Source organism: Citrobacter sp. Cb080 (genome assembly GCF_030334745.1).
GTDB lineage: Bacteria > Pseudomonadota > Gammaproteobacteria > Enterobacterales > Enterobacteriaceae > Citrobacter > Citrobacter braakii.
In genome coordinates, this window is record NZ_JAOWDG010000085.1 from 21,139 (window position 1) to 44,371 (window position 23,233).

The following is a 23,233-nucleotide window of genomic DNA, read 5'->3' on the forward strand; positions in this document are numbered from 1 at the left end:
TCATGGCTTAAACGTCATTTATTCTCTTGAGTCGTCGAAATCGTCGCTAAGATCATTATACTCAACGGATCCACCTCTCAGAAATTGTTCTGACGTGCCAATGCCGTAATAACGTTAAGATTAACACGAAGTCACCGCAACAGCGGGTATGAGTTACGAAAGCTTGCAATTCTATCCGTAGCCACCGCCGTTGTCTTTAAGATTCAGGAGCGTAGTGCATGGAGTTCAGTGTAAAAAGCGGTAGCCCGGAGAAACAGCGGAGTGCGTGCATCGTCGTGGGTGTCTTTGAACCACGCCGTCTCTCTCCGATTGCAGAGCAGCTCGACAAGATCAGCGACGGGTACATCAGCGCACTGCTGCGTCGTGGCGAACTGGAAGGCAAACCAGGTCAAACCCTGTTGCTGCACCATGTTCCTAACGTTCTGTCTGAGCGAATTCTCCTCATTGGTTGTGGCAAAGAGCGCGAGCTTGATGAGCGCCAGTACAAGCAGGTCATTCAGAAAACCATCAATACGCTGAATGATACTGGCTCAATGGAAGCCGTCTGCTTCCTGACTGAGCTGCACGTCAAAGGGCGCAATAACTACTGGAAAGTGCGTCAGGCCGTTGAGACAGCACAGGAAACGCTGTACAGCTTTGATCAACTGAAGACCAACAAAAGCGAGCCGCGTCGTCCGCTGCGTAAAATGGTCTTCAACGTACCGACCCGCCGGGAACTGACCAGCGGTGAGCGTGCGATCCAGCACGGTCTGGCGATCGCCGCCGGCATTAAAGCAGCAAAAGATCTCGGCAACATGCCGCCGAACATCTGTAACGCCGCCTACCTCGCCTCTCAGGCGCGCCAACTGGCAGACAGCTACAGCAAAAATGTTGTAACCCGCGTGATCGGCGAGCAGCAGATGAAAGAGCTGGGCATGCACTCTTATCTGGCCGTCGGTCACGGCTCGCAGAATGAGTCGCTGATGTCGGTCATCGAGTACAAAGGCAATCCATCCGAAGACGCGCGTCCGATCGTGCTGGTCGGTAAAGGGTTAACCTTTGACTCCGGCGGTATCTCCATCAAACCTGCCGAAGGCATGGATGAGATGAAATACGACATGTGCGGCGCGGCAGCGGTATATGGCGTGATGCGCATGGTGGCCGAGCTTCAACTGCCAATCAACGTCGTCGGCGTGCTGGCAGGCTGCGAAAATATGCCGGGTGGCCGCGCGTATCGCCCAGGCGACGTGCTGACCACCATGTCTGGTCAGACCGTTGAAGTTCTCAATACCGATGCCGAAGGCCGTCTGGTCCTGTGCGACGTATTAACCTACGTCGAGCGCTTTGAGCCAGAAGCGGTGATTGACGTCGCAACCCTGACAGGCGCGTGCGTGATTGCGCTGGGCCATCACATCACTGGCCTGATGTCGAACCACAACCCGCTGGCGCATGAGCTGATCGGTGCGTCCGAACAGGCTGGCGACCGCGCGTGGCGTTTGCCGCTGGGTGATGAATACCAGGAGCAGCTAGAGTCCAACTTTGCGGATATGGCGAACATCGGCGGACGTCCTGGCGGCGCCATTACCGCGGGCTGCTTCCTGTCACGCTTTACCCGTAAGTACAACTGGGCTCACCTCGATATCGCCGGTACCGCATGGCGTTCAGGGAAAGCCAAAGGCGCAACCGGTCGTCCGGTGGCGCTGCTGTCGCAATTCCTGCTCAATCGTGCCGGTTTTAACGGCGAAGAGTAAGGCGGTAAGCACAAGCAATAAGACCCGTAGGCCGGATAAGCGCAACGCCATCCGGCCTACGGTTGTGCATCATGGCAACGCATTTAAATTCACCAGAAGAAGCCCCATATATGAGAAACGCAACTTTCTATCTTCTGGACAATGACACGCAACACGATGGCTTAAGCGCCGTCGAGCAGTTGGTGTGTGAAATTGCCGCAGAACGTTGGCGTGCTGGCAAGCGCGTGCTGATCGCCTGCGAAAACGAAAAGCAGGCTCTTCGACTGGATGAAGCCCTGTGGGCAAGACCGGCAGAAAGCTTTGTTCCGCATAATCTGGCAGGTGAAGGCCCCAGAGGCGGCGCACCGGTAGAGATTGCCTGGCCGGAGAAACGCAACAGCAGCCCGCGCGACCTGCTTATCAGTTTGCGCGTTGGCTTTGCAGATTTTGCCACCGCTTTCACAGAAGTGATAGACTTCGTTCCTTACGAAGATTCTTTGAAACAATCGGCACGCGATCGCTACAAAGCTTACCGCGTGGCTGGTTTTAACCTGAATACGGCAACCTGGAAATAATGGAAAAGACATACAACCCACAAGATATCGAACAGCCGCTTTACGAGCACTGGGAAAAGCAGGGCTATTTCAAACCTAACGGCGATGAAAGCAAAGAGTCCTTCTGCATCATGATCCCGCCGCCGAACGTCACCGGCAGTTTGCATATGGGTCATGCTTTCCAGCAAACCATCATGGATACCATGATCCGCTACCAGCGCATGCAGGGTAAAAACACCCTGTGGCAGGCCGGTACCGATCACGCGGGTATCGCAACCCAGATGGTGGTTGAGCGTAAGATTGCCGCTGAAGAAGGTAAAACCCGCCACGACTACGGTCGCGAAGCGTTTATCGACAAAATCTGGCAGTGGAAAGCGGAATCCGGCGGCACCATCACCCGCCAGATGCGCCGTCTCGGCAACTCCGTTGACTGGGAGCGCGAGCGCTTCACTATGGACGAAGGTCTTTCCAATGCCGTGAAAGAAGTCTTCGTTCGCCTGTACAAAGAAGACCTGATTTACCGTGGCAAGCGCCTGGTGAACTGGGACCCGAAACTGCGCACCGCAATTTCCGACCTGGAAGTGGAAAACCGCGAGTCGAAAGGCTCAATGTGGCACATCCGCTATCCGCTGGCTGACGGCGCGAAAACCGCTGATGGTAAAGATTACCTGGTCGTCGCCACCACCCGTCCGGAAACCGTACTGGGCGATACCGGCGTGGCCGTCAACCCGGAAGATCCGCGTTATAAAGATCTGATTGGCAAGTTTGTTGTTCTGCCGCTGGTTAACCGCCGCATTCCCATCGTCGGCGATGAACACGCTGATATGGAAAAAGGCACCGGCTGCGTGAAGATCACCCCGGCGCACGACTTTAACGACTACGAAGTCGGGAAACGTCACGGCCTGCCGATGATCAATATTCTGACCTTTGACGGCGACATCCGTGAAACCGCGGAAGTGTACGACACCAAAGGCGAAGAATCCGACGTTTATTCCAATGAAATCCCGGCTGAGTTCCAGAAGCTGGAGCGCTTTGCCGCGCGTAAAGCGGTGGTTGCCGCCGTTGATGCGCTGGGCCTGCTGGAAGAAATTAAACCGCACGACCTGACCGTACCTTACGGCGACCGTGGCGGCGTGGTTATTGAACCGATGCTGACCGACCAGTGGTACGTCCGTGCCGACGTGCTGGCGAAACCGGCGGTTGAAGCGGTTGAGAACGGCGACATTCAGTTCGTACCGAAGCAGTACGAAAACATGTACTTCTCCTGGATGCGCGATATTCAGGACTGGTGTATTTCCCGTCAGCTGTGGTGGGGTCACCGTATCCCGGCATGGTATGACAACGACGGCAACGTCTACGTTGGCCGTACTGAAGACGAAGTGCGTCAGGAAAACAACCTCGGTGCCGACATTCAGCTTCGCCAGGACGAAGACGTTCTCGATACCTGGTTCTCCTCCGCACTGTGGACCTTCTCTACCCTGGGCTGGCCGGAAAACACCGACGCGCTGCGTCAGTTCCACCCAACCAGCGTGATGGTTTCCGGTTTCGACATCATCTTCTTCTGGATTGCCCGCATGATCATGATGACCATGCACTTCATCAAAGATGAAAACGGCAAGCCGCAGGTGCCGTTTAAGACCGTCTACATGACCGGTCTGATCCGCGACGACGAAGGCCAGAAGATGTCCAAATCCAAGGGCAACGTCATTGACCCGCTGGATATGGTCGACGGTATCTCCCTAGCAGAACTGCTGGAGAAACGTACCGGCAACATGATGCAGCCGCAGCTGGCCGAGAAGATTGCCAAGCGTACCGAGAAGCAGTTCCCGGACGGCATCGAGCCGCACGGCACCGACGCACTGCGCTTCACCCTGGCGGCGCTGGCCTCTACCGGTCGCGACATCAACTGGGATATGAAGCGTCTGGAAGGTTACCGTAACTTCTGTAACAAGCTGTGGAACGCCAGCCGCTTCGTGCTGATGAACACCGAAGACCAGGATTGCGGCTTCAACGGCGGCGAAATGACCCTGTCGCTGGCGGATCGTTGGATCCTTGCTGAATTCAACCAGACCATCAAAGCGTACCGCGAAGCGCTGGACAACTTCCGCTTCGACATCGCCGCGGGCATTCTGTACGAATTCACCTGGAACCAGTTCTGCGACTGGTATCTGGAGCTGACCAAGCCGGTAATGAACGGCGGTTCCGAGTCTGAACTGCGCGGCACCCGCAATACGCTGGTCACCGTTCTGGAAGGTCTGCTGCGCCTGGCGCATCCGATCATCCCGTTCATCACCGAGACCATCTGGCAGCGCGTGAAGGTGATTTCCGGTATTACCGCCGACACCATCATGCTGCAGCCGTTCCCGGAATATAACGCCGCACAGGTTGATGAAGCCGCACTGGCTGATACCGAATGGCTGAAGCAGGCGATCGTTGCCGTACGTAACATCCGTGCGGAAATGAACATCGCCCCAGGCAAACCGCTCGAACTGCTGCTGCGCGGTTGCAGCGCTGATGCGATGCGCCGTGTGAACGATAACCGCAGCTTCCTGCTGAACCTGGCGCGTCTGGAAAGCATCACCGTACTGCCAGCCGATGACAAAGGTCCAGTCTCCGTGACCAAAATCATCGACGGCGCCGAGCTGCTGATCCCGATGGCTGGCCTCATCAATAAAGAAGATGAGCTGGCGCGTCTGGCGAAAGAAGTGGCGAAAATCGAAGGTGAGATTGCCCGTATCGAAGGCAAACTTTCCAACGAAGGTTTCGTTGCTCGCGCACCGGAAGCAGTTATCGCCAAAGAGCGTGAGAAGCTGGACGGTTATGCGGAAGCGAAAGCGAAGCTGATTGAGCAGCAGGCGGTCATCGCCGCGCTGTAATTGCCGTTGACGTTATACACGTATTAAAGGCCGGAGCATGCTCCGGCCTTGTTGTATCAGATGAACGGGAAGTAGGTCATCACACCACGTGATACCCACATCGCCGGACCTGTTTCCAACGCCTCTGTATGGTCAGTCAGTTCCAGCGCATCCAAATCCCCTTGTACATGGGAGTTACTGGCCAGCCAACTGACCAGCCACATTTTCATCCACGGATAAGCTAGCCCAAACGTGATGCCTGAAATAAACAACACCAGTACAAAACGCCAGATCAGGCCATGTGCAGTGACGGAAGAATGAAAGCGGATTTTGCCCTCGGCCAGCGCCAGGTTATTCATGAACAGATTACGTAGCGTGGTGTATAAATAGCTTCCAACCACAATAATTCCGGCGAAATAGAGAAAATAGCTCGCCATTATTCTGCTCTGATTCTCCCGGATAAATTCGTCGTCGGCCACGCCTAACACAGCCAACATCACCATTTGCAGAAAAATAGGGGCAATTAGTCAGACAATCACAACAACAAATGGCAGCAGTACCAGCACGGCTTTAATACACCCCACTATGCTTGCTTTCATATTGACGTTAATAGTAAAGCGGTGAATACCAAAATTACCGCCATTACCCACTAACTGCATCCATTTTGCATAGGTAATACCGTAGGTGATACCCATGCCCACAATTCCCACCAACGCGATAAATGCTATTCTGATAAGCATTCCAGTACTGCCCTCAATCCAGTCGGTGGCAAGTATCAGAAGATAAATCACTCCCCAGTTCACCACAGCAAGCACCACTGGCACAACCAGTAAAAAAAGCCATGCATGTAATTGTGAGCAATCAAAACCAAAACGCACACCGTTAAGCGACGTCATCATCGCCTGATACTGCAGGCTTTTTATGGTCATTAATGGAAGGACAGCTACCAGTAAACCAATCAAAGTAAAACCAACGAGAGGGCTGCCGTTAGCAATAGAACTCATGCTGGCACCATAAACCACCATAATCGACAAGAAGCTTACGAATATCGCGCCACCAGTCGCCTTATAGGTAAAGGGTTGGCCATTGAGAGTCATACTTTCGTAAATATAACGCCGACATTTCACTATCGCCCACGGTGTATAAATACCCAGAGTAATACAACACAGCAAAAAATTGACAATGCAAATAATAAAGTACTGCCATCCTTTACCGATAAAAATAAATGTGTGTCGTTGATTTTCCCGACCACCAACAAAATCATTCATGAACAATATCCCCAATATAAATTCCATTAAGATAAAAAAATAAAAACCAGTGTTTATTTACTGGTTCGTTTACAATACTATTTTTAATTAGCCAATGTATTTTAATTTTTTTCTGATTCAGGAACGTCTTGCACCCGACAGAAGAGAGTGGTATTAAATAAATATATAAGTGTATTTTTAGAATTGAGCCATATTATGAATGTTGTGCTACCCACCACGCTTACGCTGCGCCGAATCACCGCAGCAGATAATGCCGCTATCGCTGCGGTGATCCGCAAAGTTTCCGCTGAATACGGGCTTACTGCCGATAAAGGCTATACCGTTGCCGACCCTAATCTGGATGAACTATTCCAGGTTTACAGCCAGCCGGGCGCGGCCTACTGGGTGGTTGAGCAAAACGGTGAAGTCGTGGGCGGCGGCGGCGTTGCGCCGTTAGGATGTAGCGAACCGGACATTTGCGAACTGCAAAAGATGTACTTCCTGTCGAGCGCACGCGGTCAGGGGCTGGCGAAAAAGCTGGCGCTGATGGCCCTCGAACATGCCCGTGAGCAGGGTTTCAAACAGTGCTATCTGGAGACCACGGCGTTTCTGACCGAGGCAATCCGCCTGTATGAACATTTAGGGTTTGAGCATATCAACGAAGCGCTGGGCTGTACCGGGCACGTGGATTGCGAAGTGCGGATGTTAAAGCCCCTCTGACTTCAGCCGGAGGGGCAATGGTTGTGTTACTGCATTTCGGCGGAGAGCATCAGCCGAATGACGCCAGCCGCGCGAGCGGTTGGCAGCGTCAGCACCCGTGACCATAAATCCTGCACCATTTCACAAGCGACTTTCTCTTTGCCCACACCTTTACTCGGATCAGCCATAATCTGGATATCCGGTCCAAAGCGCTGTACCAATCCCGGGCCGATGGATTGCAGATCCTGAAGCGCCAGCTGTTTCTCTTGCGCCGTAACCGTATGTTTGTTCGGGCCATAAGCCGCGTGCATCATACTCATGTCGCTGGCCATACGACGATTCATCAGCTCCCGCGGAATAATACGCACCGGGTTAATCCCGCCTTTCACCGCCGGGAACAGAAAGCGAAAACACTCGTCATCGCCCACTTTTGCCACCGCAGCAATCTGCTCGAGGTTAATTTTCATATACTCAATCACATTGGCATCGGGTGCCTGCTGCAAACGCGCCATCTGTACCTGCAGGATTTGCGGCTGAATAGCGTCGATAATCTGTTGTTCGCTTTTCCCAGCTTCTTTCAGTTGCGTTGCCTGGTTGAGGATGTTCTGCCATAACGCGGGTTCCTGCTCTTTAAGTACCTGATAAACAGGCATTGCCAGCATCGCATTTTCAAATTTCTGCGCGTCCGTCAGCCCATAATCAGGGCTTTCGCGCGGGATCAGGTAGTGCACATCAAACAGATTCCACGCGACAATCGCCACCACAAAAACCACCGCGCCGGAGATCTTGCCCAGCCAGCCTTTTTTGCGAAACATGCCAACGACGATAGCAATCACCACCCCGATATAACCCGCCAACAATACGTGTGCCCAGTTCATTAACCATCCTTATGCAAAACAGTCTCTGTTGCGGGGATATATTTCCCCTTCGTGTGTTTTGATTATTACGGTAGCAGCGAGCGATTTCCAGCCACCAGATTTTGCTAATGGAAACAGGAAAGGTTAAACCGCGCGACGATTAACGCCGCGCGTCAGAGAAGGGAGTCAGGCTGGCACACCGCTGTGGAAGCGGAATTCATCGTCGGGAGAAGTAATCAATGCAGCTTCTACTTCGCCAAAGAACCGCACCCGACTACTGATATCGTCGGCAGAAACCTGCTGTGCCAGCGCCAGATAGTCCTGATAGTGCCGCGCCTCGGATCGCAGCAGCGAAAGATAAAATGCCTGTAAATCGTCATCCAAATACGGCGCCAGCGCGGCAAACCGTTCACAAGAACGCGCCTCAATGTAGGCCCCGCAAATCAGTTTGTCGATTAGCGTTAATGGCTCGTGGGTTCGCACCTCTTTGAGCATGCCTTTGGCATAACGGCTGGCGGTAATTTTGACGTAGGGAATGTTGCGGCTCATCATCGCTTCACGCACCTGCCAGAAGTGGTGCAGCTCTTCTTTGATCAGCAAAACCATGCTGTCGATTAGCTTGCGCCCCCACGGGTCGTCAGTTTGCGGCATTACGCTTTTACTTATCTGTTTATTCAGCGCGATAAAATCCGGTTCATCCCCTTCTCTGAAAGCATACGCTTCATAGGGTTTCAGCCAGTCCAGTAGCGCCTGCGATCCCTGTTTATCTGCAACATACTTACGCACCAGCAGCATGGCCGTTTGCGCCGCTTTCAGCTCGCAGACGAGATGATCCGTCAGTAACAGAGGGAGATTCGCCGGGGCTCGCGCTTTATCAAGCCAGGCCTGGGGCGTTTTACAGTGCAGGAAGTTGTGGATCGGGGAGAGTATTTGCAGGTAATCCATACGTTATCCTTGGCCTACGGCAGCAGACGCTACCGTAGGTCAGCAGATGACTTAGTGACGCACGCCGTCATCATCTTCGTCGACGAGGTCTTCATCGTCGCCGTCTTCACCTTCTTCGCCGTTCGGGTCTTCAAAATAGGTGCCCCAACCGTCGTATTCCACATCAAATTTTTCAGCCAGGTTCATCAGTTGCTCAACCTGAGCGTCGATCAACTCGGCATTCAGAGCACATTCGCTCAGGATGTCACAGCAAATAACCGTGTCGCCCTCTTCCACCTCCAGCTCTTCCGGCTCGGTCACTTCATAACCCAGCTTGAAGGCTTCTACTGCCGCTTTTTCCAGGGTTTCAAAGTCGTCCGCGGAAAGGTGATGCTCGATGGTGTACAGCGCGTCTGGATCGCTGCCATCTTCGAGTAACTCTTCAATAATCAAGCGCGTTTCTTCACGCTGTTCTTCCAGTAGTTCCGGGTTTGCCATGGCTCATTCCTCATAATGTCCTGCCGATACTCTTATTGTCACATACCGCTGTCATTGCCTCCACCTTTCCAGGAAAGATTTGTTAAACAAGGTTGCAAATGAATAAACACCCATATAAATTGAATTTTAATTCAATAAATGGCCTAAGCCATGTGAGGGAACTATGTCTGCGTTTTATCAGAAACATTTTTTGAAACTGCTTGATTTCACCTCTGCTGAACTCACGTCACTGCTCCAGCTCGCCGCGCAGCTCAAGACGGATAAGAAAAACGGTACAGAGGTCGCTAAACTCACCGGTAAAAACATCGCGCTCATCTTCGAAAAAGACTCAACCCGCACCCGTTGCTCTTTCGAAGTTGCCGCATACGATCAGGGCGCGCGCGTGACGCATCTCGGGCCGAGCGGCAGCCAGATTGGTCATAAAGAGTCGATCAAAGACACCGCCCGCGTACTCGGTCGTATGTACGACGGTATTCAGTATCGAGGCCACGGTCAGGAAATTGTCGAGACGCTGGCGGAATATGCCGGAGTTCCGGTTTGGAACGGATTAACCAACGAATTTCACCCTACCCAACTGCTGGCGGATTTACTCACGATGCAGGAACACCTGCCGGGTAAAGCGTTTAATGAGATGGTGCTGGTCTACACCGGCGATGCCCGCAACAATATGGGCAATTCCATGCTGGAAGCCGCTGCGTTAACCGGACTGGATCTGCGTCTGGTCGCGCCCCAGGCCTGCTGGCCGGAGGAAAGCCTCGTTGCGGAGTGTGAAGCGCTGGCACAGAAAAACGGCGGCAATATAACGCTAACCGAAGATGTCGCCACGGGCGTGAAAGGCGCGGACTTCATCTATACCGACGTCTGGGTATCGATGGGCGAAGCGAAAGAGAAATGGGCCGAACGTATTGCGCAGTTGCGTAAGTACCAGGTTAATAGCGCGATGATGGCGTTGACCGGCAATCCGCAGGTGAAATTCCTGCACTGCCTGCCCGCGTTCCATGACGATCAAACCACGCTTGGCAAACAAATGGCGCAGGAATATGGTCTGCACGGCGGCATGGAAGTGACCGACGAGGTCTTTGAGTCACCCGCCAGTATCGTATTTGATCAGGCGGAAAACCGAATGCACACCATCAAAGCGGTGATGGTCGCGACGCTTTCCAAATCATAGCATTGCGTGATTGAATTGCCGGATGGCGATGCTGACGCACCCTATCCGGCCTACCATCGTACTTCCGTAGGCCGGGTAAGTCGCCCCCGGCAAACCGGTTTATGCTACCCGCATTTTCACCACGGCTTTGCGTACCAGCGCAGGTGCGCCGACCGCGCACAGCGGTTTATGCACTTCGCCCGGATAAAAGACGACGAAGTCACCTTCATTCAGCACCACCGTTTTCTCCTGTTCGCCTTCCGGCAGGAAGGCGATATCTTTATCCGCCAGCCAGTCAGTTTCCGGTGCGCCCGCAGGCTGCGTGCTGAAAGTCATGCCTTCCTGACCTTTGAGCAGGATCTGAATATCCAGATAGCGAGCGTGATATTCGGCGCGGCGCTGCGCAAACGGCTCCGTCATATCTTCAGCAATCAGATAGAACAGACGTTCGCCGTCGATGTCGTGCTTACCCTTTTCCGTCGCATCCGTCACGTGCGCTTTAATGTGCTCAATCGCCTGACGCAGCTCTTCCGGCAGCCAGGCATCCAGGTTGTGAATATTGCCGACAATCATTTCAAACCCCTTAATTAAAACATCGTTTCATTTTAGTTGTTATACGAAAAAACGGTCTGCCATACCACTGCTATTTGCCGATATTTTGCGTCAACGCATGTTTATCGCTGATGATGTTAAATAATTGCTAATAGCCAGCAACAGGTTATGCATAAACTCTGCATAACTTTCGTCTCATACTTTTCAACTCAGTCACTAACTCACTGTTATATAAAGCTTTATTAGAAAAACCAGCTATCGATCACAGTTTACGTCTCCTTCGTTATCTTTCTTCATCGTCATATTTATTTTGAAATAAACCTTACAGCACAAATAATAAAATAATAGATTCGCATAAAAATTCATTAAATATAGAAAAACATATAAAAATCAACGCACTATTTAATTTATTAAATATTTAGACATGTACATAAAATTAACACAGTTAAATAACAAGACATATTCCTGCGTAGTAATTCAATTATTCATGTTTTTATTTTTTAAATTCTCAGAGCCATCTCATAAATTAAACAACAAATGCCAAACATCGACCTGACTGTGAAATGAATCACGTTTCTATATCAGATAAGATCTAAATATAGATTCTGAAATCAGCTGAAAAATCATGACTGCAATAAACATTATTTGCAGGCACCTCCTCTTTATTTTTTAAAATCGTATTAAAGGAATAATGATGGAAAAGCATTATGTCGGGTCTGAAATCGGTCAATTACGTAGCGTAATGCTACATCGCCCTAACCTCAGCCTAAAAAGGCTGACGCCGTCAAATTGCCAGGAACTGCTTTTTGATGATGTTCTTTCGGTAGAACGTGCAGGAGAAGAGCATGACATTTTCGCCAACACGTTACGTCAACAGGGAATTGAGGTTCTGTTACTCACTGATTTATTGACACAAACTCTGGATATCCCCGATGCCAAAAGCTGGCTACTGGATACACAAATTTCTGATTATCGGCTTGGCCCCGCTTTCGCCACGGATATTCGCGCCTGGCTTGCAGATATGCAGCACCGGGAGCTCGCCCGACATTTAAGCGGTGGGCTGACATACGGAGAAATTCCTGCCTCAATCAAAAATATGGTGGTCGATACTCACGATATTAATGACTTTATTATGAAGCCATTACCAAACCACTTATTTACCCGCGACACCTCATGCTGGATATATAACGGCGTATCCATTAATCCGATGGCAAAAACTGCACGTCAACGAGAAACTAATAACTTGCGGGCGATTTACCGTTGGCATCCACAATTTGCCGATGGTGATTTTATTAAATATTTCGGCGATGAAAATATTAATTACGACCACGCCACATTAGAAGGTGGAGATGTGCTGGTCATTGGTCGCGGCGCAGTTCTCATCGGTATGTCGGAACGTACCACGCCGCAGGGCATTGAGTTCCTTGCCCAGTCGCTATTTAAGCATCGCCAGGCAGAACGCGTCATCGCAGTCGAACTGCCGAAACATCGCTCCTGTATGCACCTCGATACCGTCATGACCCACATCGATATCGATACCTTCTCCGTCTACCCGGAAGCGGTGCGCCCGGATGTCCAGTGCTGGACCCTGACACCAGACGGGCGCGGCGGCCTGAAACGCACCCAGGAAAGTACGCTGGTACATGCCCTCGAAAAAGCACTTGGCCTCGACCAGATCAATCTGATCACCACCGGTGGCAACGCCTTCGAAGCTGAACGCGAACAGTGGAATGACGCGAACAATGTTCTGACGCTGCGCCCCGGGGTTGTGGTGGGCTACGAACGCAACATCTGGACCAACGAAAAATACGACAAAGCTGGCATCACTGTTTTACCCATTCCTGGCGACGAACTGGGACGTGGGCGCGGCGGAGCGCGCTGCATGAGTTGCCCGCTGGAACGCGACGGTATTTAAGGAGACGTTATGGAAAACAAACCTACCCTGGTTGTGGCGCTGGGCGGCAATGCGCTACTCAAACGCGGCGAACCGCTGGAAGCCGACATCCAACGCAAGAATATTGAGCTGGCGGCAAGAACTCTCGCTCAACTCACGCAGCAGTGGCGTGTAATTCTGGTACACGGCAATGGCCCGCAGGTTGGACTTTTGGCGTTACAAAACAGTGCTTATGCCAACGTCACCCCCTATCCGCTCGATATTCTCGGCGCGGAAAGTCAGGGAATGATTGGCTATATGCTGCAACAGGCCCTGAAAAACCAGCTCCCACAGCGTGAAATTAGTGTCCTGCTGACTCAGGTTGAAGTCGATGCCCACGATCCGGCCTTCAGCAATCCCACCAAATATATCGGGCCGATTTATGACGAACCCCAGGCCCACGCGTTACAGGCGGAAAAAGGCTGGGTTTTCAAAGCCGATGGTAAAGCATTCCGCCGTGTTGTGCCCTCTCCACAACCCAAACGAATCGTGGAAAGTGACGCCATTCGCACACTGATCGCCCGCGATCATCTGGTTATCTGCAACGGCGGTGGCGGCGTACCGGTGGTGGAAAAAGCCGATGGCTACCACGGTATTGAAGCGGTGATCGACAAAGATCTCTCCGCCGCCCTGCTCGCCAAACAAATCCACGCCGATGCGCTGCTGATCCTGACCGATGCCGATGCGGTGTATCTCGACTGGGGCAAACCTACCCAGCGCCCGCTGGCCCAGATTACGCCGGAACGGCTCGGCGAAATGCAATTCGACGCCGGTTCAATGGGCCCCAAAGTCACCGCCTGCGCGGAATTTGTCTCTCACTGTCACGGGATTGCTGGCATCGGCTCGTTGGCTGACGGTTCGGCCATTCTCGCTGGTGACAAAGGCACGCTAATTCGGCGCGAAGCCACTGATGTTAACGCTTAAGGCTTTTTTTGCTGGGTAAAGCGAAGCCTTATCCAGCCTACATAAGGATATTTTCATGACTGTTAACCTGAAAAATCGCAATTTTCTCAAATTGCTGGACTACACCCCAACGGAAATCCAGTACCTGATCGATCTGGCTATCGAGTTAAAAACGGCGAAAAAAGCCGGGCGCGAAAGGCAAACGCTGGTCGGTAAAAATATCGCGCTAATCTTCGAAAAAACGTCAACTCGCACCCGCTGCGCCTTTGAAGTCGGCGCTTTCGATCAGGGCGCACAGGTGACCTACCTTGGCCCAAGCGGCTCGCAGATTGGTCATAAAGAGTCGATGAAAGATACCGCCCGCGTGTTAGGTCGCATGTATGACGGTATTGAATACCGCGGCTACGGCCAGGAGATCGTGGAAGAACTGGGGCAGTTCGCTGGTGTGCCGGTCTGGAACGGGCTGACGAATGAATTCCACCCTACGCAGATCCTCGCGGATCTGATGACCATGCTGGAACACGCCCCGGGTAAAACCTTACCCGAACTGAGCTTCGCTTACCTCGGTGACGCCCGCAATAACATGGGCAATTCGCTGATAGTCGGCGCGGCGAAAATGGGGATGGATATTCGTCTGGTCGCACCGAAATCCTTCTGGCCGGACGAGGCGCTGGTTGCCGAATGCCGTGAAATCGCCAGCGTGACGGGCGCGCGCATTACGCTCACAGAGGATGTTGAGGAAGGTGTTTACGACGTGGACTTTCTCTACACCGATGTCTGGGTTTCGATGGGAGAACCCAAAGAGGCGTGGGCAGAACGCGTCAGCCTGATGACGCCTTATCAAATTAACCAGCAGGTCATCGATGCGACCGGCAATCCCAATGTGAAATTCATGCACTGCCTGCCCGCCTTCCATAACGAGCACACCAAAGTGGGCCGTGAAATCGAAGCGGCTTACGGCCTGAAAGGGCTTGAAGTCACGGAGGAGGTATTTGAGTCAGCGCATTCCATCGTCTTCGACGAAGCAGAAAACCGGATGCATACCATCAAAGCGGTCATGGTAGCGACACTCGGCGACTAACCCCAGTGGGCATGTGCCGCCTGGCGGCATATGCCCAAGCTATCCGGAGAACATCATGGGCAAATTCAAATTTCCCAGCGCGTATACCATCCTGTTTATTCTCATTGCGCTCGTCGCCGTTATGACCTGGATTGTCCCTGCCGGGAAATACCAGATGGCGATGAATGCCACTCTGGGCAAAGAAGTGCCGGTTGCCGGTACCTATGCCCCAACAGAGGCACATCCACAAGGTTTAACGGCTGTACTGCTGGCTCCGATTGACGGGCTTTATAACCACGAAACCTACACCGCAGGCGCGATTGATGTGGCGTTGTTTGTCCTGATTATTGGCGGGTTTCTCGGCGTGGTAAACAAAACGGGCGCCATCGACGCCGGCATCGAACGCGTGACGGTCAGGCTGAACGGCAAAGAAGAGTGGATGATCCCCATCCTGATGGGACTTTTCGCCGCCGGAGGCACGATTTACGGAATGGCGGAAGAATCACTTCCTTTCTACACCTTATTGGTTCCGGTCATGATGGCTGCGCGCTTTGATCCACTGGTTGCTGCTGCAACCGTTTTGCTTGGCGCAGGCATCGGCACCCTCGGTTCAACAATCAACCCTTTCGCAACGGTTATTGCCGCTAACGCCGCCGGGATCCCCTTCACCCAGGGAATGCTGATGCGCATTCTGCTGCTGGTCGTCGGCTATGTAATCTGTGTGATATGGGTCATGCGCTATGCACGGAAAGTTCGCAGCCATCCTGAGCTTTCCATCGTGGCCGATAAAATGGAGGAAAACCGTGCCCATTTTCTCGGTAGTCGCGCCAATACCAATCTTGAATTCACGGCTACGCGTAAGTGGATCCTGCTGATATTCGCCGCCGCCTTTGCAGTGATGATTTATGGCGTCGCGGTGCTCGGCTGGTGGATGGCGGAAATATCTGGGGTTTTTCTGGCATCTGCGATTATCGTCGGCGTGATTGCCCGCATGAGTGAAGAAGCATTCACCAGTACCTTCATTGACGGGGCTCGGGATCTGCTCGGCGTGGCGCTGATTATCGGCATTGCGCGCGGTATCGTCGTGGTGATGGACAACGGCATGATCACCCACACCATTTTGCACAGCGCCGAAAATTTAGTCTCCGGTCTGTCCACCACCATTTTCATCAATGTGACTTACTGGCTGGAAGTCTTGCTCTCCTTCCTGGTCCCTTCCTCGTCTGGCCTGGCGGTGCTCACGATGCCCATTATGGCCCCGCTGGCTGACTTCGCCCATGTGCAAAGGGATCTGGTCGTCACCGCGTATCAATCCGCTTCCGGCATTGTGAATCTGATTACCCCCACCTCAGCGGTTGTGATGGGAGGGTTGGCCATCGCTCGTGTTCCTTATGTGCGCTACCTGAAATGGGTCGCACCACTGCTGCTAATTCTGACAGTGCTGAACATGGTTGTTCTGAGTATCGGCGCGATGCTGTAGTCCTGTTGGCCGTCGGATCCCGACGGCTTTTTTGAGCGCGCTCTCGTTTTTCTGCACAACCGCCCGTTTGAGCCGTTATTGATACTGCAAATGTGGTGAATTTCGCCATCGCATTGATACAAATGATAAATTTAGGGTGTTTTTATGAAGGAATTCGATGATTACTCGACCAAAGAGCAGAAACAGTTGGCGATTTGTCAGCGCCTGATTAGCGAAAAAAGCTACCTGTCTCAGGAAGCGCTTCGCCGCGATCTACAACACCATGGTTTCACCGGGATTAGCCAGTCAACGGTATCTCGTCTGCTGAAACTGCTCGGTGCTATAAAAATAAGAAATACAAAAGGGCAAAAAATTTATTCTGTAAATCCGCAATCACGACCCGCGCCTGATGCTGCCCGATCGATTGCTGAAATGGTGGTCAGCGTGGAACACAATAGCGAGTTTATCCTCATCCACACGGCAGCAGGCTATGGTCGCGCCGTAGCCAGAATCCTCGATTATCACGCGTTGCCAGAAATTCTCGGCGTCATTGCCGGTAGCAGTATTGTCTGGGTCGCGCCGCGGGTGGTACAGCGAACGGGCCTGGTCCACAAGCAGATTAATTATCTATTCAAAATGAATTAAAATTCATAAGAACCGTTTGCGATGAATAAATAGTGCATTTTTCGCTTGATCCCATAACGGAGCTGAGTATAATCGCGGACAATTTGCCGGGAGGATGTATGGTTCAGTGTGTACGACATTTTGTCTTACCGCGTCTGAAAAAGGACGCTGGCCTGCCGTTTTTCTTTCCGTTAATCACCCATTCCGAGCCCCTCAATTGAGGGGCTTTTTTTTGCCCAGGCGTCAGGAGATAAACATGGCTAACCCGCTCTATCAAAAACACATCATTTCCATAAACGACCTCAGCCGCGATGACCTTAATCTGGTCCTCGCGACGGCGGCGAAATTAAAAGCTAACCCGCAGCCAGAGCTGTTAAAACATAAGGTCATCGCCAGTTGCTTCTTTGAAGCGTCAACCCGCACCCGTTTATCTTTTGAAACCTCCATGCACCGTCTGGGCGCCAGCGTGGTGGGTTTCTCTGACAGCAGCAACACGTCGCTTGGCAAAAAAGGCGAAACTCTGGCCGATACCATTTCCGTCATTAGCACCTATGTCGACGCCATCGTGATGCGTCATCCGCAGGAAGGTGCCGCGCGTCTGGCAACAGAGTTCTCCGGTAACGTGCCGGTACTGAACGCCGGCGACGGTTCCAACCAGCATCCCACCCAAACGCTGCTGGATCTGTTTACCATTCAGGAAACGCAGGGTCGCCTGGACAATCTGCAAATCGCCATGGTGGGTGACCTGAAATATGGCCGCACCGTCCACTCCCTGACCCAGGCGCTGGCAAAGTTCGAAGGTAACCGCTTCTACTTCATCGCCCCGGACGCGCTGGCCATGCCGCAATACATTCTGGATATGCTGAATGAAAAAGGTATCGCCTGGAGCCTGCATGGCACTATCGAAGAGGTAATGGCGGAGGTCGATATCCTCTACATGACCCGCGTACAAAAAGAGCGTCTGGACCCGTCCGAATACGCCAACGTGAAAGCACAGTTTGTTCTGCGTGCCAGCGATCTGAACGGTGCCAGAGCGAACATGAAGGTGCTGCATCCGCTGCCGCGCATTGATGAAATCACCACCGACGTCGACAAGACGCCGCACGCCTGGTATTTCCAGCAGGCTGGCAACGGCATCTTCGCCCGCCAGGCGTTACTGGCACTGGTACTGAATAGCGAACTGGCACTGTAAGGGAGAAAAAGAGATGACACACGATAACAAACTGCAGGTTGAAGCCATCAAACGTGGCACCGTAATTGACCATATTCCCGCACAGGTTGGTTTTAAGCTGCTGACGTTGTTCAAACTGACTGAAACCGACCAGCGTATCACCATCGGCCTGAACCTGCCGTCTGGCGAGATGGGCCGTAAAGACCTGATTAAAATCGAAAATACGTTCCTGACCGACGAGCAGGTAAACCAGCTCTCCCTGTACGCTCCGCAGGCAACGGTAAACCGCATTGACGATTATGACGTGGTGGGTAAATCACGTCCGAGCCTGCCTGAACGTATCGATAACGTGCTGGTTTGCCCGAACAGCAACTGCATCAGCCATGCTGAACCAGTATCGTCCAGTTTTTCAGTGAAAAAGCGCGCTGACGACATCGCACTCAAATGCAAATACTGTGAAAAAGAGTTTTCGCATTATGTGGTGCTGGCCAACTAATTGGTGTTGGTAATGATTTCCCGGCTCCCTATAATGGCCGGGTACATTCTATTACCGCTGTAATTCAGGAGAAATCATGAGCAAGACTATCGCGACGGAAAATGCACCAGCAGCAATCGGCCCATACGTTCAGGGCGTTGACCTGGGTAGCATGGTAATCACTTCCGGTCAGATCCCGGTCGATCCGAAAACCGGTGCCGTATCGGAAGACGTGTCCGCTCAGGCGCGTCAGTCGCTGGAAAACGTACAAGCTATCGTTGAAGCAGCAGGCCTGAAAGTGGGCGACATCGTAAAAACTACCGTCTTCGTTAAAGACCTGAACGATTTCGCAACCGTAAACGCGACCTACGAAGCGTTCTTCACCGAGCACAACGCTACTTTCCCGGCGCGTTCTTGCGTGGAAGTTGCCCGTCTGCCGAAAGACGTGAAAATCGAGATTGAAGCGATCGCCGTTCGTCGCTAAGCGTAAAAAAAACCGCCGGAAATCACTCCGGCGGTTCTGTTTTTACTCACTCAGGCTGTTATCAGAAATTGTGTTTAATATTCAGCATAAAGCCCTTGTCGCTGATGTTGTCCTCTTTCCAGTGGAAAGCGTCCAGCCCGGCGCTGGTGTTACCGGCGTTATACTTCACACCCACCTGTGCCATGCTGTTGATGCTGCCACCTTTTTGACCGTCGTCAACGTTGAAGCTCTGACCTGCCGCCCCCTGCAGGGACGCTTTTTTGCCAGTACTGACGTAGCTCAGGTTCGGGCCGCCTTCCAGCGTCGCCGTTGCTGCCCAGCCATCCTTACCGACATAGCTCAGCTTCATACCTACCACTGAATCAACCGCCGTTTCCGTGCTGCTGTTCATGTTCAGGTTAAAGTCGCCAGCACCGCGCTCCTGATAACCGTCTTCCATGGTGTGACGCAGTTTCAGACCAGCATATGGCACAACATCCAGCCCTTCGCTGACGGCGAAGGTTTTACGACCCTCGGTACGCAGCTCCAGGTATTGCTGACGGCTGTCCGCCAGCGCCTGTTTGTTGACATCACCGTAGTTAATGCCGCGTTTGCTGTCGAGCTGATGTACGTCGTAACGCAGGGCGTTGTTCCAGGAGAGACCTTCCTCACCGAGCGGCATGGCGTGCTCCAGACCCAGGAACTGGCTGTAACCGCCGGTGATACCGTCGCTGCCGGAAGAGACATTGCCTTTACCGTCCAGACGGGCAATACCGTACTCCATGGTCAGCGACTGATTATCGCCAAAGCCCAGTTTCTGACGCAGAGCCATCATGTCGTACTGAGTGTCTTTACCCAGTTCGGCACGCTGGTCACCTTTCGCCACCAGGTTAAACGACAGACCGTTACCCAGTTCCGGCGCGGCATCCGCCAGCATATCGAAGCGGTTGCTGAGTCTGCGGGCGTCGCGGGAGACGTTCACAGCCTTGTTGCCGCTGATTTGCTTCATCGCCTTCGTCACGTCGGCAGAGGTCTTCAGGTTCAGACTACTGAACAGCTCGTTGTTGGTGTAGGCGGCATCCAGCGCGCCAGCAACACCGCTGACGCTGCTGTCGGTCACCACGTCGGTGTAGGCGTTTTTGGTCATGGTGACGTCCACGTTGCCGTTCGCGTCTTTCTGACCCTGCGCGCTCCACACCACGCTTTCAGAGGTGATGTTTTCCAAGCCTTCCACATCAGCCCCGGTAAAGACGTTGTCGAAGGTCTGAGTCGTGGCAGCCGTACCTGCGGTGAAACCGGTATCCACGCTGACAGAATCCAGTGCCAGGGCGTTATTACCCGCATTAAGCGTACCGACAGAGCCGCTGGCGCTGGTACCCAACACATAACCACTCACACGCTGAACAGAAGCGGGGGCAGAATTGCTGTCAGTTGGCGCAGAACCCATATGCGTATCATCTGACGACATTGCGCCGCCGTTCAGATTAATGGTGCCGCTGTTATGGATAGTACCTGTACCGTCGTTGTAAAACGCCTGACCGTTGTCGGCATTAATATTGATGGTGCCATCGTTGTACGCAACACCGCCCTTATACACCGCCATTCCGACCAGCGGTTTAGTCTCATCATAGAACTCGTTTTTTTCGAGATTAATGGTGCCCTGGTTAATAATCGTGTTATTCGCGCCAGTTGCAGCCATGCCTGCACCCGCATTATAAATAGTGATGGTGGCGTCACTGTGGTTAACTGCCGAACCGCCTCCGCCACTCATTTCTAAATTTCCCTCCCCCATACCGATGGCAAAATCGACTGCCCTTGTGGAGGATACACCAGCGCCTATAACAGTTGTGTCATTTGCATCTTTCCAGAGCCCATCCGCAGTAATCGTTCCGTTGTTACTGGCTGTTGACCCATAGGCGTGCATTGCTTCACCGCGACCATATAAAGCCAGCTCGCCATTGTTAATAGATTCGCTTCCGCTCATCCCACTCATAAGGGTTATGGCATAGCTGTCATTGTTGAAATTTTGCCCCCCCGTAGAGGTCCCAGGCATATACTGCACAGTGTCCTGAGCACGCACATATCCAGTGATATCTCCGTTATTCACACCGTGTGACCCACCCGTGGACAGCATGCCGAGTGTCGTTTCTCCGCCATTACTTACTAAAGTCGTTTCTCTTTCAAGAGTCACGGAACCGTCATTCGTAAAGGATGAAGCACCTCCCAGGAAACTTAAAGTTAAGTCACTTAGGTTGATCGTTCCTTTATTGGTCGCCGTACTGCCACTTCCCAGCATGATCAGAGCATTATCGCCAATACGCCAATAAGAATTCATACTTTCGATGTTGCTAGTGACAGTGGCACCTTCACTAATTTCAAGATAACCCTGATTGGTTACGTTAAATATGCTTTCAAACGTTGTCGCGTAGTTACCATTGATGGATGAGTCACCATGCAGGTAAAGCGATGATTTACCGTTAACGGTGACTGCTGAGCCACCACTATTGCCACCAGTAATACGTCCTTCTCTGCCGTCAATTTGATTGACTTCACCAGTAAGCTCAATCCCCCCCAACAGATCGACACGGTTATTGTCACCGCTGACAACTACCCCACGAATGGCTTCTACGGCACCATCGCGTTGCAGCTCAGCATGAGCAAACGACTCAGTATCCACAATGACCTGAAGATGTCCGTCCAGCACTACCGTGTTACCGCTACCGCTGACGTTAATCCCGTACGATGGGGTAACAAAATAGTCCTTCGCCTGTGGGGATTTCTGGTCTTTATCCACCACCATATCGCCTGTCAGCGTCACCGTATTGGCTTCGCCGGAAACGTTGACCCCGGTAGCCTTATTACCGGTGATGCTCATCTCTTCAGACGCCAGGTTAATGGTGTTTGATTTACCCGTCACGTTCAGACCGGTGGAGAAATCACCCACCACCATTTTACCGTTCTGGTTAATGGTATTGTTATTACCGGCAACATCCACCCCGGTGCTCGGTTTGGTACTGTCGGTACTGCCTGCGGTCATTTCCCCTGCGTTGTTCAGGGTGTTGCCGTCACCGCTGACTTTTGCCCCGTCGCACCGTCAATGACTTTGCTGGCGCCATCGTTATTAATGGTGTTGTTATTACCCGCGACATCAGTACCGGTCGAGCCTTGCCCTTCTGCGGTGGTGGTGCCTTTGTTGTCAATGGTGTTGCCGCCACCGTCCACGCTAGTGCCGGTGCCGCCAGCAGTTGCGCTGGTATCACCTTCGTTGTTGATTTTGTTGCCGTCGCCGGTTACGTCAGTACCGGTGGAGCCAGTCCCATCAGCCGTAGTTTGACCTTTGTTGTCGATGGTGTTGTCGTTGCCGTCCACGCTGGTGCCGGTGCCGCCATTGGCTGCGCTGGTGCCACCTTCATTGTTGATTTTGTTACCGTCGCCGGTTACGTCAGTACCGGTGGAGCCAGTCCCATCAGCCGTAGTTTGACCTTTGTTGTCGATGGTGTTGTCGTTGCCGTCCACGCTAGTGCCGGTGCCGCCATTGGCTGCGCTGGTGTCGCCTTCGTTGATGATTTTGTTGCCGTTACCGTCTACATCCGTACCGGTAGAGCCTGCGCCATCGGCAGTGTTGTTACCCTTGTTGTCGATGGTGTTGCCGTTACCGTCAGCTTTAGTGCCGGTACCACCGCCAGTGGCGCTGTTGTCACCGGTGTTGTTAATGTCGTTGCCGTCGCCGGTCACGTCTGTACCGGTGGAGCCTGCACCGTCGGCAGTGTTTTTGCCACCGTTGTTGATGGTGTTGTCGTTGCCGTCCACGTCAGTGCCGGTGCCGCCGTTGGTGGCGCCGTTATCACCGGTGTTGTTGATGTCGTTACCGTCGCCGGTCACGTCAGTACCGGTGGAGCCTGCACCGTCAGCGGTGTTTTTGCCGCCGTTATCAACCGTGTTGCCGTCTCCGTCCACGCTGGTGCCGGTGCCGCCGTTGGTGCCACTGTTATCACCGGTGTTGTTGATGTCGTTACCGTCGCCGGTCACGTCAGTACCGGTGGAGCCTTCACCGTCTGCGGTGTTTTTGCCGCCGTTGTTGATGGTGTTGTCGTTGCCGT

Annotated in this window: 22 protein-coding genes and 3 pseudogenes; 15 read left to right on the forward strand and 10 right to left on the reverse strand. The window is 52.7% G+C overall.

Annotation, left to right across the window (positions count from 1 at the left end):
- Window positions 1-14 precede the first annotated feature (14 nt).
- Window positions 15-65 carry a hypothetical protein gene (locus tag OGV38_RS24150; protein WP_212723231.1) on the reverse strand — a complete coding sequence of 17 codons (51 nt, stop codon included), beginning with the start codon at window positions 63-65 and terminating at the stop codon, window positions 15-17.
- A 153-nt stretch (window positions 66-218) separates the two neighbouring features.
- Here OGV38_RS24150 and pepA point away from each other — a divergent pair, with 153 nt between their 5' ends.
- The 3 genes from pepA to OGV38_RS24165 all read left to right on the forward strand — a co-directional run bounded on the left by pepA (window position 219) and on the right by OGV38_RS24165 (window position 5,139).
- The gene (gene pepA / locus OGV38_RS24155; protein WP_003025870.1) at window positions 219-1,730 is read left to right on the forward strand and encodes a leucyl aminopeptidase; all 1,512 of its coding nucleotides are present in this window, start codon (window positions 219-221) and stop codon (window positions 1,728-1,730) included.
- A gap of 110 nt (window positions 1,731-1,840) precedes the next feature.
- Window positions 1,841-2,284, forward strand: a complete 444-nt coding sequence (gene holC, locus OGV38_RS24160; protein WP_016151505.1) for a DNA polymerase III subunit chi — start codon at window positions 1,841-1,843, stop codon at window positions 2,282-2,284.
- Window positions 2,284-5,139: a valine--tRNA ligase gene (locus OGV38_RS24165; protein ID WP_075849118.1), complete on the forward strand. Its 2,856-nt coding sequence runs from the start codon at window positions 2,284-2,286 to the stop codon at window positions 5,137-5,139. Before holC ends, OGV38_RS24165 begins: the two co-directional genes overlap by 1 nt.
- Window positions 5,140-5,195: 56 nt before the next feature.
- Here the strand turns inward: OGV38_RS24165 and OGV38_RS24170 are convergent.
- Window positions 5,196-6,386, reverse strand: a pseudogene (locus tag OGV38_RS24170) (YjgN family protein).
- A 195-nt stretch (window positions 6,387-6,581) separates the two neighbouring features.
- Here OGV38_RS24170 and OGV38_RS24175 point away from each other — a divergent pair.
- The gene (locus OGV38_RS24175) at window positions 6,582-7,085 is read left to right on the forward strand and encodes a GNAT family N-acetyltransferase (protein WP_075849114.1); all 504 of its coding nucleotides are present in this window, start codon (window positions 6,582-6,584) and stop codon (window positions 7,083-7,085) included.
- 26 nt (window positions 7,086-7,111) lie between these two features.
- Here the strand turns inward: OGV38_RS24175 and OGV38_RS24180 are convergent, their stop codons facing one another.
- The 3 genes from OGV38_RS24180 to rraB form a co-directional block, all read right to left on the reverse strand.
- Entirely contained in the window at window positions 7,112-7,942 is an 831-nt protein-coding gene (locus tag OGV38_RS24180; protein WP_286475316.1) for a topoisomerase II, read from the reverse strand.
- A gap of 165 nt (window positions 7,943-8,107) precedes the next feature.
- Window positions 8,108-8,866 (reverse strand): tRNA isopentenyl-2-thiomethyl-A-37 hydroxylase MiaE, encoded by a 759-nt coding sequence (gene miaE / locus OGV38_RS24185; protein WP_019078254.1) that lies wholly within the window; start codon window positions 8,864-8,866, stop codon window positions 8,108-8,110.
- A gap of 51 nt (window positions 8,867-8,917) precedes the next feature.
- The gene (gene rraB, locus OGV38_RS24190) at window positions 8,918-9,343 is read right to left on the reverse strand and encodes a ribonuclease E inhibitor RraB (RefSeq protein ID WP_016151501.1); all 426 of its coding nucleotides are present in this window, start codon (window positions 9,341-9,343) and stop codon (window positions 8,918-8,920) included.
- 98 nt (window positions 9,344-9,441) lie between these two features.
- On the opposite strand from rraB, the gene argL reads away from it, so the two are divergent.
- A complete protein-coding gene (gene argL, locus OGV38_RS25200) occupies window positions 9,442-9,537 on the forward strand; it encodes a putative translational regulatory protein ArgL (RefSeq protein WP_370916541.1) in 96 nt (31 codons plus the stop codon).
- The gene (gene argF, locus OGV38_RS24195) at window positions 9,507-10,514 is read left to right on the forward strand and encodes an ornithine carbamoyltransferase (protein ID WP_286475319.1); all 1,008 of its coding nucleotides are present in this window, start codon (window positions 9,507-9,509) and stop codon (window positions 10,512-10,514) included. The genes argL and argF (OGV38_RS24195) overlap by 31 nt, the downstream gene beginning before the upstream one ends.
- Window positions 10,515-10,613: 99 nt before the next feature.
- On the opposite strand, the gene OGV38_RS24200 is transcribed toward argF (OGV38_RS24195), so the two are convergent.
- Window positions 10,614-11,066, reverse strand: a complete 453-nt coding sequence (locus OGV38_RS24200; RefSeq protein WP_016151499.1) for a YhcH/YjgK/YiaL family protein — start codon at window positions 11,064-11,066, stop codon at window positions 10,614-10,616.
- Between the two features lie 673 nt (window positions 11,067-11,739).
- Here OGV38_RS24200 and arcA point away from each other — a divergent pair.
- The 5 genes from arcA (at window position 11,740) to OGV38_RS24225 (ending at window position 17,045) form a co-directional block, all read left to right on the forward strand.
- Window positions 11,740-12,960 (forward strand): arginine deiminase, encoded by a 1,221-nt coding sequence (gene arcA, locus OGV38_RS24205; protein WP_286475409.1) that lies wholly within the window; start codon window positions 11,740-11,742, stop codon window positions 12,958-12,960.
- A 9-nt stretch (window positions 12,961-12,969) separates the two neighbouring features.
- The gene (gene arcC, locus OGV38_RS24210; RefSeq protein ID WP_046275810.1) at window positions 12,970-13,902 is read left to right on the forward strand and encodes a carbamate kinase; all 933 of its coding nucleotides are present in this window, start codon (window positions 12,970-12,972) and stop codon (window positions 13,900-13,902) included.
- Window positions 13,903-13,957: 55 nt separating this feature from the next.
- Window positions 13,958-14,962: an ornithine carbamoyltransferase gene (gene argF, locus OGV38_RS24215; RefSeq protein ID WP_286475325.1), complete on the forward strand. Its 1,005-nt coding sequence runs from the start codon at window positions 13,958-13,960 to the stop codon at window positions 14,960-14,962.
- 55 nt (window positions 14,963-15,017) lie between these two features.
- A complete protein-coding gene (locus OGV38_RS24220; protein ID WP_047414703.1) occupies window positions 15,018-16,421 on the forward strand; it encodes a YfcC family protein in 1,404 nt (467 codons plus the stop codon).
- Window positions 16,422-16,565: 144 nt separating this feature from the next.
- Window positions 16,566-17,045 carry an arginine repressor gene (locus OGV38_RS24225; protein WP_003839609.1) on the forward strand — a complete coding sequence of 160 codons (480 nt, stop codon included), beginning with the start codon at window positions 16,566-16,568 and terminating at the stop codon, window positions 17,043-17,045.
- Here OGV38_RS24225 and OGV38_RS24230 read toward each other — a convergent pair.
- Window positions 17,042-17,164: a hypothetical protein gene (locus tag OGV38_RS24230; protein WP_085951096.1), complete on the reverse strand. Its 123-nt coding sequence runs from the start codon at window positions 17,162-17,164 to the stop codon at window positions 17,042-17,044. The two genes, OGV38_RS24225 and OGV38_RS24230, sit on opposite strands and share 4 nt — an antisense overlap.
- Here OGV38_RS24230 and pyrL point away from each other — a divergent pair.
- From pyrL to ridA, 4 genes are all read left to right on the forward strand, one after another.
- Window positions 17,144-17,245 carry a pyr operon leader peptide gene (gene pyrL, locus OGV38_RS24235; RefSeq protein ID WP_003025819.1) on the forward strand — a complete coding sequence of 34 codons (102 nt, stop codon included), beginning with the start codon at window positions 17,144-17,146 and terminating at the stop codon, window positions 17,243-17,245. The genes OGV38_RS24230 and pyrL overlap by 21 nt on opposite strands.
- Window positions 17,246-17,280: 35 nt before the next feature.
- Window positions 17,281-18,216, forward strand: a complete 936-nt coding sequence (pyrB, locus tag OGV38_RS24240) for an aspartate carbamoyltransferase (protein ID WP_016151493.1) — start codon at window positions 17,281-17,283, stop codon at window positions 18,214-18,216.
- A 13-nt stretch (window positions 18,217-18,229) separates the two neighbouring features.
- Window positions 18,230-18,691 carry an aspartate carbamoyltransferase regulatory subunit gene (gene pyrI, locus OGV38_RS24245; protein WP_016151492.1) on the forward strand — a complete coding sequence of 154 codons (462 nt, stop codon included), beginning with the start codon at window positions 18,230-18,232 and terminating at the stop codon, window positions 18,689-18,691.
- Between the two features lie 76 nt (window positions 18,692-18,767).
- Window positions 18,768-19,154 (forward strand): 2-iminobutanoate/2-iminopropanoate deaminase, encoded by a 387-nt coding sequence (ridA, locus tag OGV38_RS24250; RefSeq protein WP_016151491.1) that lies wholly within the window; start codon window positions 18,768-18,770, stop codon window positions 19,152-19,154.
- A 61-nt stretch (window positions 19,155-19,215) separates the two neighbouring features.
- On the opposite strand, the pseudogene OGV38_RS25205 reads toward ridA, so the two are convergent.
- The 3 genes and pseudogenes from OGV38_RS25205 to OGV38_RS24260 form a co-directional block, all read right to left on the reverse strand.
- A pseudogene (locus OGV38_RS25205) lies at window positions 19,216-20,679 on the reverse strand (autotransporter outer membrane beta-barrel domain-containing protein); the annotation flags it as partial.
- Window positions 20,680-20,712: 33 nt separating this feature from the next.
- Window positions 20,713-22,170 (reverse strand): annotated as a pseudogene (locus OGV38_RS25210) (pectate lyase-fold domain-containing protein); the annotation flags it as partial.
- A gap of 14 nt (window positions 22,171-22,184) precedes the next feature.
- The coding region (locus tag OGV38_RS24260) for a beta strand repeat-containing protein (protein ID WP_502874084.1) at window positions 22,185-23,233 on the reverse strand (1,049 nt) is incomplete at its 5' end.

Excerpts from the sequence above, each read along its gene's own strand:
- pyrI (WP_016151492.1), top strand. The coding sequence starts at position 18,230 with ATGACACACGATAACAAACTGCAGGTTGAAGCCATCAAACGTGGCACC.
- holC (WP_016151505.1), top strand. The coding sequence starts at position 1,841 with ATGAGAAACGCAACTTTCTATCTTCTGGACAATGACACGCAACACGAT.
- argF (WP_286475325.1), top strand. The coding sequence starts at position 13,958 with ATGACTGTTAACCTGAAAAATCGCAATTTTCTCAAATTGCTGGACTAC.
- OGV38_RS24220 (WP_047414703.1), top strand. The coding sequence starts at position 15,018 with ATGGGCAAATTCAAATTTCCCAGCGCGTATACCATCCTGTTTATTCTC.
- OGV38_RS24180 (WP_286475316.1), bottom strand. The coding sequence starts at position 7,942 with ATGAACTGGGCACACGTATTGTTGGCGGGTTATATCGGGGTGGTGATT.
- miaE (WP_019078254.1), bottom strand. The coding sequence starts at position 8,866 with ATGGATTACCTGCAAATACTCTCCCCGATCCACAACTTCCTGCACTGT.
- pepA (WP_003025870.1), top strand. The coding sequence starts at position 219 with ATGGAGTTCAGTGTAAAAAGCGGTAGCCCGGAGAAACAGCGGAGTGCG.
- OGV38_RS24165 (WP_075849118.1), top strand. The coding sequence starts at position 2,284 with ATGGAAAAGACATACAACCCACAAGATATCGAACAGCCGCTTTACGAG.
- OGV38_RS24200 (WP_016151499.1), bottom strand. The coding sequence starts at position 11,066 with ATGATTGTCGGCAATATTCACAACCTGGATGCCTGGCTGCCGGAAGAG.
- OGV38_RS24230 (WP_085951096.1), bottom strand. The coding sequence starts at position 17,164 with ATGTCGTACACACTGAACCATACATCCTCCCGGCAAATTGTCCGCGAT.
- argL (WP_370916541.1), top strand. The coding sequence starts at position 9,442 with ATGAATAAACACCCATATAAATTGAATTTTAATTCAATAAATGGCCTA.
- pyrL (WP_003025819.1), top strand. The coding sequence starts at position 17,144 with ATGGTTCAGTGTGTACGACATTTTGTCTTACCGCGTCTGAAAAAGGAC.
- pyrB (WP_016151493.1), top strand. The coding sequence starts at position 17,281 with ATGGCTAACCCGCTCTATCAAAAACACATCATTTCCATAAACGACCTC.
- rraB (WP_016151501.1), bottom strand. The coding sequence starts at position 9,343 with ATGGCAAACCCGGAACTACTGGAAGAACAGCGTGAAGAAACGCGCTTG.
- arcC (WP_046275810.1), top strand. The coding sequence starts at position 12,970 with ATGGAAAACAAACCTACCCTGGTTGTGGCGCTGGGCGGCAATGCGCTA.
- OGV38_RS24175 (WP_075849114.1), top strand. The coding sequence starts at position 6,582 with ATGAATGTTGTGCTACCCACCACGCTTACGCTGCGCCGAATCACCGCA.
- OGV38_RS24225 (WP_003839609.1), top strand. The coding sequence starts at position 16,566 with ATGAAGGAATTCGATGATTACTCGACCAAAGAGCAGAAACAGTTGGCG.
- ridA (WP_016151491.1), top strand. The coding sequence starts at position 18,768 with ATGAGCAAGACTATCGCGACGGAAAATGCACCAGCAGCAATCGGCCCA.
- arcA (WP_286475409.1), top strand. The coding sequence starts at position 11,740 with ATGGAAAAGCATTATGTCGGGTCTGAAATCGGTCAATTACGTAGCGTA.
- argF (WP_286475319.1), top strand. The coding sequence starts at position 9,507 with ATGTCTGCGTTTTATCAGAAACATTTTTTGAAACTGCTTGATTTCACC.